This window comes from Capnocytophaga leadbetteri (assembly GCF_003054025.1).
Taxonomy (GTDB): Bacteria; Bacteroidota; Bacteroidia; order Flavobacteriales; family Flavobacteriaceae; genus Capnocytophaga; species Capnocytophaga leadbetteri.
The window spans coordinates 41,936-57,545 of sequence record NZ_QBKG01000007.1 but is presented as its reverse complement, the minus strand read 5'-3'; the positions used below and the strand labels follow the sequence as shown (position 1 = coordinate 57,545).

Annotated in this window: 5 protein-coding genes and 1 tRNA gene; 1 reads left to right on the top strand and 5 read right to left on the bottom strand. The window is 32.6% G+C overall.

The features are described 5' to 3' along the window. Window positions 1–3: 3 nt before the first annotated feature. The 4 genes from C8P65_RS12260 to C8P65_RS07370 form a co-directional block, all read right to left on the bottom strand. The gene (locus C8P65_RS12260) at window positions 4–5,205 is read right to left on the bottom strand and encodes a hypothetical protein (protein WP_245887363.1); all 5,202 of its coding nucleotides are present in this window, start codon (window positions 5,203–5,205) and stop codon (window positions 4–6) included. 5 nt (window positions 5,206–5,210) lie between these two features. Continuing rightward, window positions 5,211–8,336, bottom strand: coding sequence for a T9SS type A sorting domain-containing protein (locus C8P65_RS07375; RefSeq protein WP_245887362.1), 3,126 nt, complete (start codon window positions 8,334–8,336; stop codon window positions 5,211–5,213). A gap of 175 nt (window positions 8,337–8,511) precedes the next feature. Next, window positions 8,512–8,667: a hypothetical protein gene (locus tag C8P65_RS12075; protein WP_170069088.1), complete on the bottom strand. Its 156-nt coding sequence runs from the start codon at window positions 8,665–8,667 to the stop codon at window positions 8,512–8,514. Between the two features lie 18 nt (window positions 8,668–8,685). Continuing rightward, window positions 8,686–10,728, bottom strand: coding sequence for a fibronectin type III domain-containing protein (locus C8P65_RS07370; protein WP_107782245.1), 2,043 nt, complete (start codon window positions 10,726–10,728; stop codon window positions 8,686–8,688). 260 nt (window positions 10,729–10,988) lie between these two features. On the opposite strand from C8P65_RS07370, the gene C8P65_RS07365 reads away from it, so the two are divergent. Then, the gene (locus C8P65_RS07365; RefSeq protein WP_107782244.1) at window positions 10,989–14,612 is read left to right on the top strand and encodes a YobI family P-loop NTPase; all 3,624 of its coding nucleotides are present in this window, start codon (window positions 10,989–10,991) and stop codon (window positions 14,610–14,612) included. A gap of 867 nt (window positions 14,613–15,479) precedes the next feature. On the opposite strand, the gene C8P65_RS07360 is transcribed toward C8P65_RS07365, so the two are convergent. Further along, window positions 15,480–15,553, bottom strand: a tRNA-Ala gene (locus C8P65_RS07360). Window positions 15,554–15,610 lie beyond the last annotated feature (57 nt).

Below are 15,610 nucleotides of genomic sequence, written 5' to 3'. Positions count from 1 at the left end.
AAATTAAAATGTTACTTTAATACTTTCTTGAAATGAACTATATTTAGTAGAAGTTGATAATTTTTTAGTTTTTGCGAAGTCTCTTAAGTCTTCGGCTGATTCAATACCCATATTTAACCAAATAGATTTTTTAGCATCAAATACAGCTTCAGCATCTTTAGCTATAGCACTTTCAAGTTTTTTAATGATATCTTCTTTTGTAATACCTCTACCTCCTTGTTGAATAATATACAGCTGATCAAAGTTATTAATCTCTCTTAAATATGCTTTATATTGCCCTAAGTCTTTAAACATATTGCCTACTTTAGAATAGTTTTTAGTATCTATGAAGATACTAATTTCTCTCTCTTGATTAAATTTATCCAAAGTTTTAGCCTGCCACTTGATATCAAACCTAAAATCACCTGCCTCATCTGCATAAGAAATAAGGTCTTCTAATTCTAATTTTTGCAGGGTGCTATGGAATTTAGCGGGTAGGTAGGATTTGATATTTCGGATTACCTCTAAAGAGGTAGCACCTGCTTTAAACTTATCACCAGTTTCTAAAAGCTCGTTTAAGAAAGCTACTAATTGTCCTTCAGGAATCTCATCTATGTGGTCTGTAAATAGATGCTTAAGGTCGTCCATAAGGTCATCTATAGCTTTTACGGAATTTTTATGTACTTTTTGATAGAGTTCTTCAAAACGTTTTGCAAAATCATCTACCTTGTTGAACTTAGCGTTTAGCTTCTTAATCAAGCTCACCAGACGGGCATCATTGGTTAAAAAGTCTTTTAACCTATCAACATCTTTAATATCATCTACAAAGCCTAATAATTTCCAGCCCTCTTCTTGCCCTTCTAACAACTTCTTTTCATTATCAGCAAGTTTCTCAAATTTCTTTGATGTCTTGAGCTGTCCTATTCTTCTTTTCCAATCTTGATAACTTTTAACGAGTTGAGTTCTTAAGTTTCCATTCTTCTGGAGAAGATTTTTTGTAGTTTGTGGTAGGTTCTTCGCAAACTTATAACCTACTTGTCCGAGATTCTTGATCCCGATAGTTCCCATTGCAATATTATAAATATCGACAATTTCTCTTAACTCTTTATTATCTCCATTTATTTCTTTAATTGTATTTGCTGTTATATTCCCGACAGCTCCTACTACTTCTGCCAGTGCCCAAGCACGACGTACCCAATGCACTTTGGTTGCCAAAGCGGTTCCTCCACTAAGCGCTATTGTTGCTATATCTAAGGTAGTGAAAACTCCTGTCTCTATATAATCATTGAGAATCTTATCATCATTATACTTTAAGAAAATTGCAGGTACTATATATACTTCATTCCCTAAATCATTCCCTTCCAATGCTGTTTGTATCAAAGGAACTTTGTTCTTATCAGGGATGATAATAAGTGGTGTTAATGGAGAAACTTCTCCTATAGGTTCTTCCTTCGAAGTGGAAAATTGTCCCGTTCCTTTGCTGTCAAAAGTATTATAAGTATGGGTATCATAAACATCATAAAGCTTAATCCTTCCCGTCGAAGCTATGTATTCTCCCTTATTATTTTTTAAAGTATACTCAAAATGCCAAGAGGATTCCATATCTTTACTATAAGTAATAGGGTTTAAGTTGAGTGTTCTTTTGACAAAATCATCTTCATTTTTACCCCACCTATCTTCAATAGAGGCTGGGTTATGGTTAAACATCCACACCAAAGCTCCTATAAAGTTAGTGTAGTTTTTCCCTCCACTATTTCCTCCTGCTGAACCTATAAAAAAGTAGCTATCATCTATTTGATCAATAAGATGTCTTATTAAGTAGTTGTTATTAGCCTCTAAATGATTGAAAAAGTTGGCATAATCACTTTCAGAAAGAGCATTCATCAAACGCAAGATAGCTAATTCTGAAATGTTTTTCAACTTCTCTTGTGAAGCTATAAGGTCTATAAAGTATTGTTTCTTTTGATAAGATAGATTTCTCAAGGCTGACAGACAGCTATTATTTATAATGTCTACCGCTTTTTCAGGAGTTTTAATAGATTGATTTAATATTTTTGATACTTCATCTATTTCTTCTTTAGAGCATTCTTCTCTATCTTTTTCTAATATATCTAATATGAAATTCTTTGTGCAAGATTTTTCTGCATCAAGAAGGTATTTAGTTTTCCATTTAGACGATTTTATTTCACCAATACTATCTGAAGGTTTATAATCTATCTCTGCAAACCGATATTTACAATCATCTATGACTTGATAAATATAGGTTTTGACAGATTCTTTAGCAGAGTTATACACAAGTTCTATAGCACTTGTCTCTGCTATACTTTTAGAGGTTGCAGTGTTTACAAAATCTGTCCCATCCCAAATGTATGACTCGTTTTCAACACTATTACCAGCCTCATCATATAGTTTAATACCATGAATGTAATAATCTCCATATTCAATGCCAAAACGAGCTTTATACCCAGTTTTAGTAGTGTTGATCTCAACTATAACTTTTCCATTAGGGGCAATTCCTTTATTATGTCCTGATATAAAATATTTTTCGGAGACTCTTAAACCATCTTTCTGTCCTTGAAATATTCCCACTTTAAACGCAGGATCATTGATTTGCTTCCAATCAGCAAAAAGTAAATCCTCATCAGTGGTGTAGTCCATTAATGAGGGGACATTGCCTTGTTGTTTTTTCTTGAATGGGTGTGCTAGTTTAAATATTCCGTGACCCAATTCGTGAGCAAGGGTTCTTTCGGTTTGGTCGAATACAAAACCAAACTGTCCACCGAGTGCCATATAGCCTCCTTGTCCGGTACTGCTTTTGGCATTGGTAATAAATACGTAATAGGTATCATTGGCTACCTCACCTGTGGCTTTATAGGCGTTGATAATCTTTTGTTGCGACAAACTGTAGTCGGTAAGGTCGCCAAATACATCTTTGGTTTCCAATACACCATCACTCAAATAAGGGGTAATGTCAAAAGGTGCTGCCCAAGTGATATCTAAAGTTACTCCTATTTTGCTGTAAATAGCCTTTACCCTATCTGTATCGATAGAAAGGTTTTTGGCAGTAGGTACAAGGACTACTTTAGCAGTTTTAGGTGAAAGATGTACCAAGTTAAACACCCCTGCGATTTGATACTTTTTACCTTGTTTGATAGTAGCTTGTACTTGTTCTACAGCAAAGCTATGGAAACCTTTGAGGGTAAGCAAAAAGTCGTCAGAACCTTCTATGCGTTTAGATTCGATGAGTGCGCCTTTATCGGTTTTGAAGATAAGACTATCAGCGCTAATATTCTTATCGGTGATATGTATTTTGGCTAAGAAAGGTTCTGTTTCGCCTTTTACTACTGCTTTAAATGGAATGTACTTACCATCCATCTTTTGGTAGTCCTTACTATAGGCTTTGGTAGGAACTTCATAAGCGTATTTAGAGTCGGCTGTATTTTCAAAAGTTACCTCAATACCTTTGGCGGTAAGGGCTGTTACTTCGCCTTCTTTGGTAACACCATTGGTATTTTCTTTGGTAGGTTTACCTCCTTGTGCTACAGCTTGGGGAGTAGATACTTTACCGTCTTTATCTATGTGATATATCTTTTCTTCGGTAGTGGTTACTCCATTGGTAGTAGTGGTAACTTTTCCTTTAACAGAAGAATCATTACCTGCAAATGGAAATACTTCTTTGCGACCGTCTTTACCTATAACTACTATTTCACCATTGCGAGTTTCTACCTTTTCAATCTCGAAAGGTACATCAATATCTTTGGATTTTTCACCTTGACCTATGAGGTTTTCTGCAAACTGTACACCTTTCCAATCGCTATCATAGGTAGTTTTTACAACACCATCGGTAAGTTGATAGTCGGCATTGATTTTTATATTTTCAAACTCTACAGCTAACTTTGTATCGTTCAGGTAAGGAACTTTTATAAATCCTTTACCTGAGAAAATACCATTATTACCACTCACTTCCAAAATGGTAACCGAGAAATCACCTGCTACAAACACTTCATTTGTTACCAAACTGCCCAAAGGTTTTTGATTGGTAATCGCTATTTTAGGTACAATACCACAGTTGTAGGCTGATTCGGTAGTACTTTGTGTTTTTTCTATTTTAAAAGTCTGTATATCAGAATACACATAGCTGGGGTTTATACCATAGCGTTCTGTTTCACAAGTTGCTCCTACACGAAACTCGTACTCTCCCGCCTCTAAGTCGGTGATAAGAGTTTGGGTATTGCGGGTAAAGGCTTCAAACCATTGAGCATTAGCTACTCCTTTTTTGCGGTATTGAATATGGTATTTTTGGTGCAGTGTATGACCTTGCCATAACAGCTTTGTACGGTTTTTTCCCTGTTGTTGGCTGAGTAAGAAGAGCGGTTTGCTACAATTTACTGCATAGACAAACGAATGTACCTCGCTATAACCATTGTTTTTAAAGACACTATTTTCTGCCAATCCTCCTGTGGAGATAGCTCTTACTCGCCACGCATAGCGTCTGCCAGGGATGAGGTTAGGTTTACTCACATCATAGACGAAAGTGGTCATTCGCAAATCCTCTTCTTTGAGTATGCGTCGGCTTACTTCGAAAGCAAAACGAGGGTCGAGGGCAGGGTCTAAAATCTCACGTAATTCAAAGGAATAGGTTATATTAGTTGCATTAATTTGACGCGGTGTCCAACTAAAAATAATGTTTTGAAAGTCGGTTACAGCTACTTGCTCATTATCAGTAGGAATATTCAGTATTGGAGGGTCATTGAGCATTAGATAGGCAATAGCACAATGACTTTGTGAGAGCCAGCGACCACTAAGCACATCCTTTACCCTAAAACAGAACGAGTACATCCCATCGGGCAAGGCGGAGGTGTATTGTTGTGAGGTGATACCTTGCAAGTTGCGCAACTGAAAGTAGCTTGCCAGCTCGGCATTGGTCAGGCGGAGAATTTCGCCTCCATTGATACGCAAAGGTGAAACACCTGAAAGCACAGGGGCTGAGGCTGCTGTAAGTCCATTGCCTTTAATCTCTACATATAATTGCACGGAGCGGTTCTGCACACTCAAGTCAGTAGTGATGAGTTGCAGTTGTACCCTATTAGCCATTGGGTTGGCATAGTCGGCAATCTTACTGCTATACGGAGGTGTGAGCATAGGTACTACCTGCACAGGATAGGTTTGTGCTATAAGTTGCCACGTTGTGAGCAGAAAAAGGAATATGTAAGAGAATAAACGCATCGTACTTAAGGAATGATAATGATTTTTTTACTTAATCGTTGGTAAGGTGTTTCTAAAACCAATATATAGGTAGCCGCAGGTAGCGGGTCTTGAAAATCAACCCAGTGTTCAGTAGCTGAAGCTGAGTTTTTCTCGTTTACTAATTGTCCTGTGATACTATATAAGCGGAATTTGATAGCCCCTGCTTTTTCTAAAACTACTTTGGCTTTGAACTTACCATTGTTAGGGTTAGGTGCTACTTCAAATTCTCTTACATAAGCCTCATTAGTTTTTTCAGTTTTAGGTAAATCTGTAGCGGGTTCTACAATAATATTCTTGTAGAATAACTCAAAGCAATTACCTTGTGTTTGCTTGATACCTATGCGGTATTCACCTTTTGCTTTGAAGATAAGAGAGATATAGTCATCACTTTTATTGGTGATTTCAATGGCTTCATTTTCGGGTACTAACCACTGGGTAGTTTCCCCTTTAGGATTACTGGTATTTACTAATATTACCTCTTCATTCTCATAGGCTTGGGTAGTGAGTAAGAATTCAGAAGCTATTTGAGTATTTGCACTTTCAATAGTAATAGCATCTGTTGCTATACAACCATCTTTAGTAGTTACTGTAGCTGTATAAGTACCTTTCTCAGATAAAGTTACCTGAGGCGTATTAGAAGAAAAACCATTGTCACCAGTCCATAGGTAAGTAGCTTGTGGATCATTAATAGCTATATTTAAGGTAAGTGTTTGTCCGTTGCAAAGCGTGCGATTCTCTCCTAAGTCAATCTCAAATTTAGGAGGGTTTTCAATAATAAAAGTTTTGAAGTAAGCACAGCCTTGAGCATCAGTTATTTTTACCTTGTATTCTCCTGAAGGAAGATTACTTATATTTGAAGTCGTAGCTCCTGTATTCCATAGGTATTGGTAAGGTGCTGTGCCTCCTTGTACAGCAAGAGCTATAGCGGCATTAGCGGCATTATGGCAACGAAGCGGGGTGATAGTACCTGTAACCGTAAGGCTATTGGGTTGCATAACAGCTGTACTTCCTTGCACAATACAGCCTGCCTCATCTTTGATTTCAACCGTATAAGGCATAGGTAGCAAGTCTTCAATGGAGGCAGTAGTAGCCCCATTAGACCAAAGATAAGTATAAGGAGGGGTACCTCCAGCAGGAATAGCAGTAATTTTACCATCATTACCCCTGCAAGTGGCATCTGTTTTTTGGAGTGTAAGAGTTAGTTTAGCAGGTTCTTTGAGTTCATAAACCACATCTATCACTTTGGTTACTGTATGAGTGTTGTATTCACCCAATACAATACCATTAGCATCTTGTATATTAATAGCGTATTTACCTTCAGATAGGTTTTTAGCTGTATCAGTGTCGTTATCTAAAGTAACCCAATTCCCATTTTTATCTTGTTTTTTCCAAGTGTATATGTAAGGTTTGCCTCCATTTTGAGTGCCTGTAAAAGGCGCACCTCCTGAAGCTTCAATTTCTAATATCCCATTTTGACTCTCATCTCGCTGACCGTCATAAGGGGTTTTATCCTCTTCGTTACCAAATTCATTTTGAGAGTTGCAGGAGATGGATTTGGGATGTTTAATTTTAGCCGTTAAAAGAGGAATAGCTTTTAGTTCGAAATGACTATCTTCAACTAAACAATTAGCTCTTTGTGAGGAACTATTATGGTTTATATCTTTAACTGTTAAATAGTAATTTCCTTGAGGAAGGTTATCCACCGTGATATAATATTTTTTCTCTGTTGTATCATAGTGAGTCCTTGCACGTGAAGTAATATCTTCTTCTGTATTATCTTCTTTCTTTCGCTTCCAAGAGAAAAAGTATTTCTGAATAGGATAAACAGTGCCTCCCTCAACAACCGCTGTTATACTTCCTTGAGTAGATTTAGGAAATTTAGGTCTTATTTGTAATGCTACAGGATAAGAAATTTTTATAGGTAAAGGAGATTTCAGCTTTACCACCATAGCTTCAGTATTTTGATTTTTAACTTTTCCTATACATCCATTTATATCTCTTACACTAATTGTATAAGTACCTTCAGAAAGATTTGAAAAAGTATGTTTATTCCCACTAGAAAAATTAGTCCATTCCTCATTATTTTTTCTAATTTGGTATGAACCTTTTCCTCCTTGAGCTAGAATAGTAATGCTACCATCATTTCCTGCAAAACAAAAAGGAGATATAATAGCTTGGTTATAAAATTCTACTTGTGTAGGATTTTTGATAGTAAATACAAAAGGATGCCCATCTGTGTAAGGAGTATAAGTATTTGCTGAGCCATTTCCCAAATAAGAAACGGCATAAGTTCCTGCTTCTAAATTTTCAAAAGTAAAAGTATTGTCCTCATCTAATTTTTCTTTATTATTATAAGAAGCTAATAAAGTTCCATTCTTTTTGATATTGAAAGACATTTTTTCACCTTCTTTTAAAGGGCGATCAAAGCGTAGCGTATAGTTAGCTTTATCACCATAACAATTAGTTATGATAACATCGTTATTATCATTTTTAAGAATTGGGAGAGAATTTTTGATGTCATAAAGTACAAAATCAGATCTATATTGCCCTCCGCAAGAAGATTTTGTTCTAATTTTAATTCTATTTCCTATAACAGAAGTAGGTAAAAAATCTCTTAATCTAATTTTAGGATTCTTTTTTCCTTGATATTCAATAGGTAAATCATTCCACCCATTAAGATTACGGTTGGATTCAAGAATATACTCATACTTAAATAGTTCAGAAGGTAGATTTTTACTATCATTATCTATTTCTAAGGTTAGATAATCATTATACCCTATCTCATAAGAAGTCTGAGTAAGTACAGTAACTGGACTTATTTCATAATTGAATGATATGTTTAGATAAGCAGCCTCGCCATAATCTTTCCCATAACCACTACTTACATAAAAATCTTTCACACAAGATTTTACAGGTATTTTAGAATTAATTGAAGCTGTCCCGCCTTCACAAAACCACCCTGCGCTACTATGTATAAAAGAATGAAATATTATAGATTTGATAGGAATATCATATCTTTGAGGTATGTAATAACTTTGTTTTTTGGTTTTTCCTCCATTTCCATCTATTCTATGCTTGCTACCATTTATCAATTCAATTTCTAACCACATTTCATTAGTTCCACACCTACTTGCTGTTGTACGAGCCCTATAATCAAAGTTAGATATCCTAACCTCATATTGTTGTGAAAAACAATATGAGGTGCATAAAAATATTATGAAAAATGTATAACGTCTCATTCTTTTAGAATCTTATTTTTGAAAAATCCAATGTATTTTTGATGTTTTACTGGGCTACAATAAAAAGATGTTTCCACTTCCCAATCAGTTTTTGTTCAAGGGTGTTAGGTTGTTCTTGAGGTTTAGTATCATCTTTTTTTGCACAAGCATTGCTTGCAAATACAGTCGCCATTAGGGCGATTAACAAAAATACTTTTTTCATAGTGTAAGTGTTTAAAAATTAATAATTAACTTCTACTTTTTCACCTTGTGCGGGTTTGCCATTAGCTAATGAAGGTAAAAAGTAATATTCATATATCGTATTGATATGTATTTCTTTATCGGTGATATGTTGTTGTTTTGGGGTGAGCACTTTCCAGAGCGAGGATGGTGTGCCTTTTACATTTTTGTAAATCTGAATCTCGATTACTTTGGCATTTTTTTGATACTTCCAGAACAAAGATATAGAACGCGTTTCCCTATCAGTTACAAAATCTATACTTTTCATTACTTTGTCAGCTCTTATAGGTGCTTTTATGGTTATGGTTGCATTGTCTGCACTTGACCATAATCCTGCTTTATCCTTTGCTTGAATGAGATACTCATATGTTTTGCCACCTTCGGTAGTTTCATCAGTAAATGTATTGGTTTCCTTGTTAAATACTTCTAGTGATTGCCATTTTTCACTTCCTTTTTCTCTTCTACTTAGTGTATAACTTTCTACATCATCACTTGAACTGCTTATCCAATAGAGTGTTATATTTCCGTTTTCCGTAGTGAAATTATTAAAAATAGGAGCTGTAGGCGGGGTTTTGTCAGGTTTTTCAACTACTATTACTTCAGAAAGAAGAGAGCGATTGTAACGCAAATCTTCTGCTAAAATTTTGTAATACACTTTTTTATTAGAAAGAGAGAAACTCACCGTATCACGGGCTGTATTTTCAGTGATGATATGATTAAAAATATCTACAAATTCTTCTTTATCAGTATTAGCTCTGAGCACTCTATAGCCAGCTAAATCAGCTTCTGTATTAGCTTTCCACGAAAGAGTAATCACACCTAAACTATCTATTTTCCCTTGTAAACCAATAGGTTGGGCAGGAGGAATAGAATCGGATGGTTGCACTAAAGTGCTATGCGAAAAATGTCGCTTTTGTTGCTTATCAACTGAGGCTATTTTGAAGTAGTTAGACGCTGAAAGTTTCTTATATACGAGTGTCCTATCCTCTTTTTTGATGTTGTCTAATACTTTTTGATAGTTCTCATCTTCTTTAGTATTGTGCCAAAGTTCAAATTTTTCAGTAGCCTTTTCAGCTTCTTTAGGGTATTCCCAAATAAGTTCTACCCCTTCGTTAATGAAATTATAATCGGATATACGAGGGACAGCTGTAGTAGCAGAGATACCTTGTACTTTTATAGGTGCTGAAGGAGTACCCTTTTCGCCAAAGGCATTGATACCATAAATGCGAAAGAAGTAAGGTGTATCATTTGTTTCTAAAGTAGCTGCATAAAACATTTGTTTTTTACTTGTTCCATTCATATCTACAATAGGCGTAGAAGAAATAGAATGAAAGTCAGTGCCATTTTCAGAACGTTCTATGATATAAGAAGTATATATATCTTTTAAATAGGTAATTCCCCAAGAAAAAAGTACCTTTTTATCATCAGGAATAGCAGTGAAATCGTGAATCTTAGGAAGTGTTTCAACATCAGAAAGCCCTACCATTACAGCTGAAGATTCTACTTCAGGCATTCCGAGAACTTCTACCTGATAAATATAGGTTTCTCCTGCTTTTACATCGGTATCTATAAATCCCCAACCTGCTTTTTGAGCTGCTACAAACGACATATCTGCTGCAAAAAGGGCAAAAGTATGACGCTGATTTAACTCTTCTGCCATATTTACAATCTTAGAAATACCATTTTTACTATCTTGTTCTACAGAAAAGGATTCACCATATAATGCTTGAGCAATGATAGCTCCATAATTATCTTTTTGAATGAAGTCTATCCAATCTTCTTGTTTATTAGGTTTTAGAGTGGCTATAGTTTGTTTTTCAGGATTTTCGAGAAGATTACCATCTTTTTTGAGGAGTATTTTGTGAAGAACAAAACCTTTTTGATTTGCTTTCTGCCATTCAATAGGAGTACTTACTGCCCAACGGAGCAGTATTTTATCTTTTTGAACATAGGACTTGAGCATTACTGAAGGAGTAGTATCAGGTAATTGAGCAAAAGACCAACTTGCTACCCATAAAAAGATAAGAAATAAGGCTTTTTTCATACTTATAGCATTTCAAGTATAATAATATCTTGAGAGCTACAAAATTATACATTCATTTTTAAATTGCAAATATATTCTCAAATAAAATTGAAATATATTTTAATTGAAAATCTCAATGCATTGTGTATCAATAAAATAAAAATCACTTCTTATTCAAAAAAATATAATTATTCATCTCTAAAAATGTTTCATAAGTGTGTTTTTTTTAGAAAAGTACTATCTTTGCCGTAGAATCTACTAATTTACAAAACTATATTACAATGAAAAGTCTTTTAAACTTATTTAAGCATAAAGAGAATAAGGAAAAACTCTCTATTTCTCTTGCTCCTAAAGTCATAACAGAAGAAAGCGAAAAAGAGAAAATAAAACCTTATTTAGATGCTCTTATAAAAGCTGTAAATACTAAAGATATTAATAATATTGCTATTACGGGGAGTTATGGTTCAGGGAAAAGTACCATTTTAAAAACCTTTCAAAAAGAGTATAAAAGTTGTTTCCGTTTCTTAAATGTTTCCTTAGCTTCATTTAATAAAATAAATGATGAGAGTAATGAAGATTCTGAAAAATTAGAAAGGTTATTGGAAATTAGTATATTACAACAAATTATTTATAGTGTAAATCCTGACAAAATTCCTGATTCACATTTTAAGAGAATACAAAATATTCCCTTAGGGAGAAAAGTAATAATAGCTCTTTCCATAACGCTTTGGTTTCTTTGTTTACTACTGTTTTGGCAGAACAACTATATAGAAATAGTCAATCCTAAGAACTGGTCTATTGATAAAAATCCTGACTGGGAAGGAATAATTATTTCAGTTATATCCTTTTTTGGAATATCTATTATATTTTATAAAATCATAGAACTTTTTAGAAATTCAAAGATAAGCAGAGTTAGTATACAAGGAGAAATAGAACTTAACAACAAAGAAATTGAAGATAAGTCCATCTTTAACCAATATTTAGATGAAATAATATACTTTTTTCAAAAGACAGAACATAACATCCTAATCATTGAAGACTTGGATAGGTTTGAAAATACAAATATCTTTACAAAACTTCGAGAAATAAACATCTTATTAAATAATTCTAACCTAATAAAAAAGAAAGTAAGTTTTATATATGCTATTAGTGATGATTTTTTCACAGATAAAAGAGAAAGAGTAAAGTTCTTTGAATACATTATTCCTATCATTCCTTTTGTAAATTATTACAATGCAGAAGAACAACTAAAAAAGCTAATAGAAGAATCTGGATTAGAGAAAAATATTTTTTCTGATGATTTTATATCTGATATCACACTTTTTATAGATGATATTGATATGCGTTTGTTAGTCAATATTTTTCAAGAATTTTTGGTTTATAAGGAAATTGTGGGTAAAATCAATCCTACTAATGAACAATTATTTGCTATTATCACTTACAAAAATATAGCTCCTGAAGATTTTAATAAATTAGGAAGTAAACAAGGATTTTTATTTTCTTTACTCAATGACAAAGATAAGTATACAAAGGAATTTATAGAGAAAATTGATGAAAAAATTAGTGAAAAAGAAAAAAATGTTGAAAGAATTAACAATCAATATTTTGAAAATATAGAGGATTTAAAAAAAGTATATCTATTTCATATTTTTAAAGAAATAAGATCTTTTGAAGGTAGTGATATCCAAATAGCTCTTAAAAATTTTGATAGTATTATTAGAGATGGAATTGTTAAGTATAATGATGATAGCTACTATAATAGTAGTAGGAGAGAAAGTGATGATTATTCTTTTAATTTTTCAGAAATAGAAAAGCAAGTCAATTCCAATCTATCATATGAGGAAAGAAAAGAACTAATACAAAACAAGCAAAATGATGAAGTAGAAAGAATAAAAGACGAAATAAAAAGACTACAACAACAGAAAAAAGCAATTAAAAACTGGAGTTTAAAAGAAATTTTTAAAGAAGATGTAGTAGATATTAATGATTATATTCCCTTAAGAACAGAACAAGAAGGTAGTATTGTTAATAGACTATTGAGAAATTTAATTACACAAGGGTATATCAATGAGAATTATATTGATTATATCTCATTGTTTCACGAGGGGACGATATCCCAAAAAGACAAAGCCTTTGAAGTAAAGGTAAAAAGTAGGGAAATGTCTGAATTTAATTATAAATTAGAAAAAGTAGAAGGAGTGGTTAAGAAAATTGGAGAGAAGTATTTTGAAAGGAAAGAAATCTTTAACTTTGATATACTTGATTTTTTACTAGTCAATCAATCAATATATAATAGTAAATATAAACTCTTTATAAAATTACTTTGTAACGAAAATGAAACATCTCTCAGATTCATTAATGAATATATTGCTCAAAGAGAAGATAAAAAGAATTTCTTAACTGCACTTCTTAAAGAATGGCCAGAATTTTGTGAGTACATTTTTGAAAAAAGTAATTATTCTATGAATGAAAAGTATGGACTTTTTGAGCAAATCCTTTTATGTGTAGAAGATATAAAAGAATTTTTACAAATACAAGGAAAAGATCTGATAAAAAAAATGGTAGAGAATGATGTTATGTATCTATATAAGCCTGAAAATAATAACCCATTCGAATCACAAGCTGAAGATTTATTAGAATTATTAGAGGTTAAAATCAAAAAAATAGAAAAACCAGAAGATGGATACAAGTATTTGTATGGAACAATTTGTTTCAAGAATTACTACAAAATAACAGAAGCTAACATTTCTCTTATACTAAAAGAATTTGGTAGAGTAGAAAATTTTAAAGAGGTTAATTATACCGTAATCTCAAAATCAACCCATAAACCCTTAAAAGACTATATAAATTCAAATATTCAAGAATATATAAAAGAAGTATATCTCAAATTACCAGATGTGCAACAAGAAGATGAATATAAGTTTAAGGAACTTTTAAAGAATAAGAATCTTGACGAAGAAATAAAGGTTCAAATTATAGAAAAAGTAGAAACATCTATATCGGAGTTAAAAGATTTAAAAAGTTTACCTATTAAAAAAGCTCTCTTAGAAAATAAAAAAGTACTTCCTACTTGGGAAAATATTGAAGATTACTATAAATCTTGTCAAAATTCATTAAAAGAAGAGTTAATAAACTTTTTGAGCAATAACGATGTTTATTCAGCTTTATCAGATAAGAAAATCAACACGTCTTATAAAGACTTAGAAAGTGATATATTAGTTTGTAATGATATTTCTGATGAAGCATATCATAAAATTATTAAAAGTTTTGAAGGAGTATATGAAAGCTTAGACTTTAAAGATTTAAGTGAAAATAAAGTAGATTACTTATTAGAAGCTCATAAATTTTCAATGTCTAAAAACAACTATGATACATTAAGAAAGAGTTTTCCTAATAAACATATCGTATTAGTAGAAAACTATTTTGATTCTTTTCTTGAGGATATAGACAATTTTGAGTTAGATGAAGAAGATGTGTTATTAATTCTAAATTCAGAGGGAATAAGTATAGAACAGAAACTCATCTATATACCTACAATAGAAGAAGAATTTATTTTAAGAGATGATACTATCAGTAAAAAAATAGCAGAATTAATCATCAGTAAATCACATAAATTTGATTTTTCTTATGATGTTATAGAGTCTTTGTGCAAAAATACAGCAAAAGAAGAAGATAAAATAAAACTTATCATTCTCTATAATAAAGATATTGACAATGAAGAAATGAAAGAATTAGTAGGAGGTATTGGACAAGAATATGAAAAATTATTTTTACCCAAAAAAAGACCTTGTTTTCAAGATACTGAGGACAATGAAGCTTTGCTAAAATTTTTGTATGATAGAAAGCTAATAAAAAAATATAAGAAAGAAAAAAACAAAATAAGAGTTCTAGCATTTTATCAATAGACTTCTTTATTAGAAAAAACGAGTTCCGAAGTTTTTTCCTCTTTTTAGTCCTCTTTCACGAAAATGCAGCCAGAGGTAAGTTTTTGAGAAAGAGGACTAAAAAGCAAGATGCGCCTTTGTATACCGTTTTGCTAAAAACTGTGTATATACAAAGACATATCTTGCTCCTAAAAAACGAGATTATTTAAGAGCTCCGCAAAAATCTGATTTACAATCAGTTACTAAAAATAAAATAAATTATACTCTCGGATTGGGTAAAAAAAATGCAGAAAAGAAAATTTTGCGTGTGTCTATTTTTATTTATATAAATATATATATATATAATATAGGGAAGAAAAGGGCTAAAAACACACCTTTTAACATAAGTTATTGTATATCAGATTATTAATAAATAATAACCTTGCAATATTTTGGCTACCCTTAAGAATGACCTTGCAATATTTTGGCTACCTTCAACAATGACCTTGTAATATTTTGGCTACCCTCAACAATGACCTTGCAATATTTTGGCTACCTTCAACAATGACCTTGCAATATTTTGGCTACCTTCAACAATGACCTTGTAATATTTTGGCTACCTTCAACAATGACCTTGTAATATTTTGGCTACCCTCAAGAATGACCTTGCAATATTTTGGCTACCTTCAACAATGACCTTGTAATATTTTGGCTACCTTCAACAATGACCTTGTAATATTTTGGCTACCTTCAACAATGACCTTGTAATATTTTAGCTACCTTCAAGAATGACCTTGCAATATTTTGGCTATCTATTTTAGTCTTTAATGAAACAAGGACTAAAATATAATTTTAGTCCCTGATTTAGTCCCTCATCAACTATAAACAACTGATAATCAGTATTATTTGTGGAGAAGATGGGGCTCGAACCCACGACCTTTTGGCTGCCAGCCAAACGCTCTAGCCAACTGAGCTACATCCCCAATTGTGAGGGCAAAGATAAATATTTTTTTTGATTAAACAACCTATTTGCAAAAAAA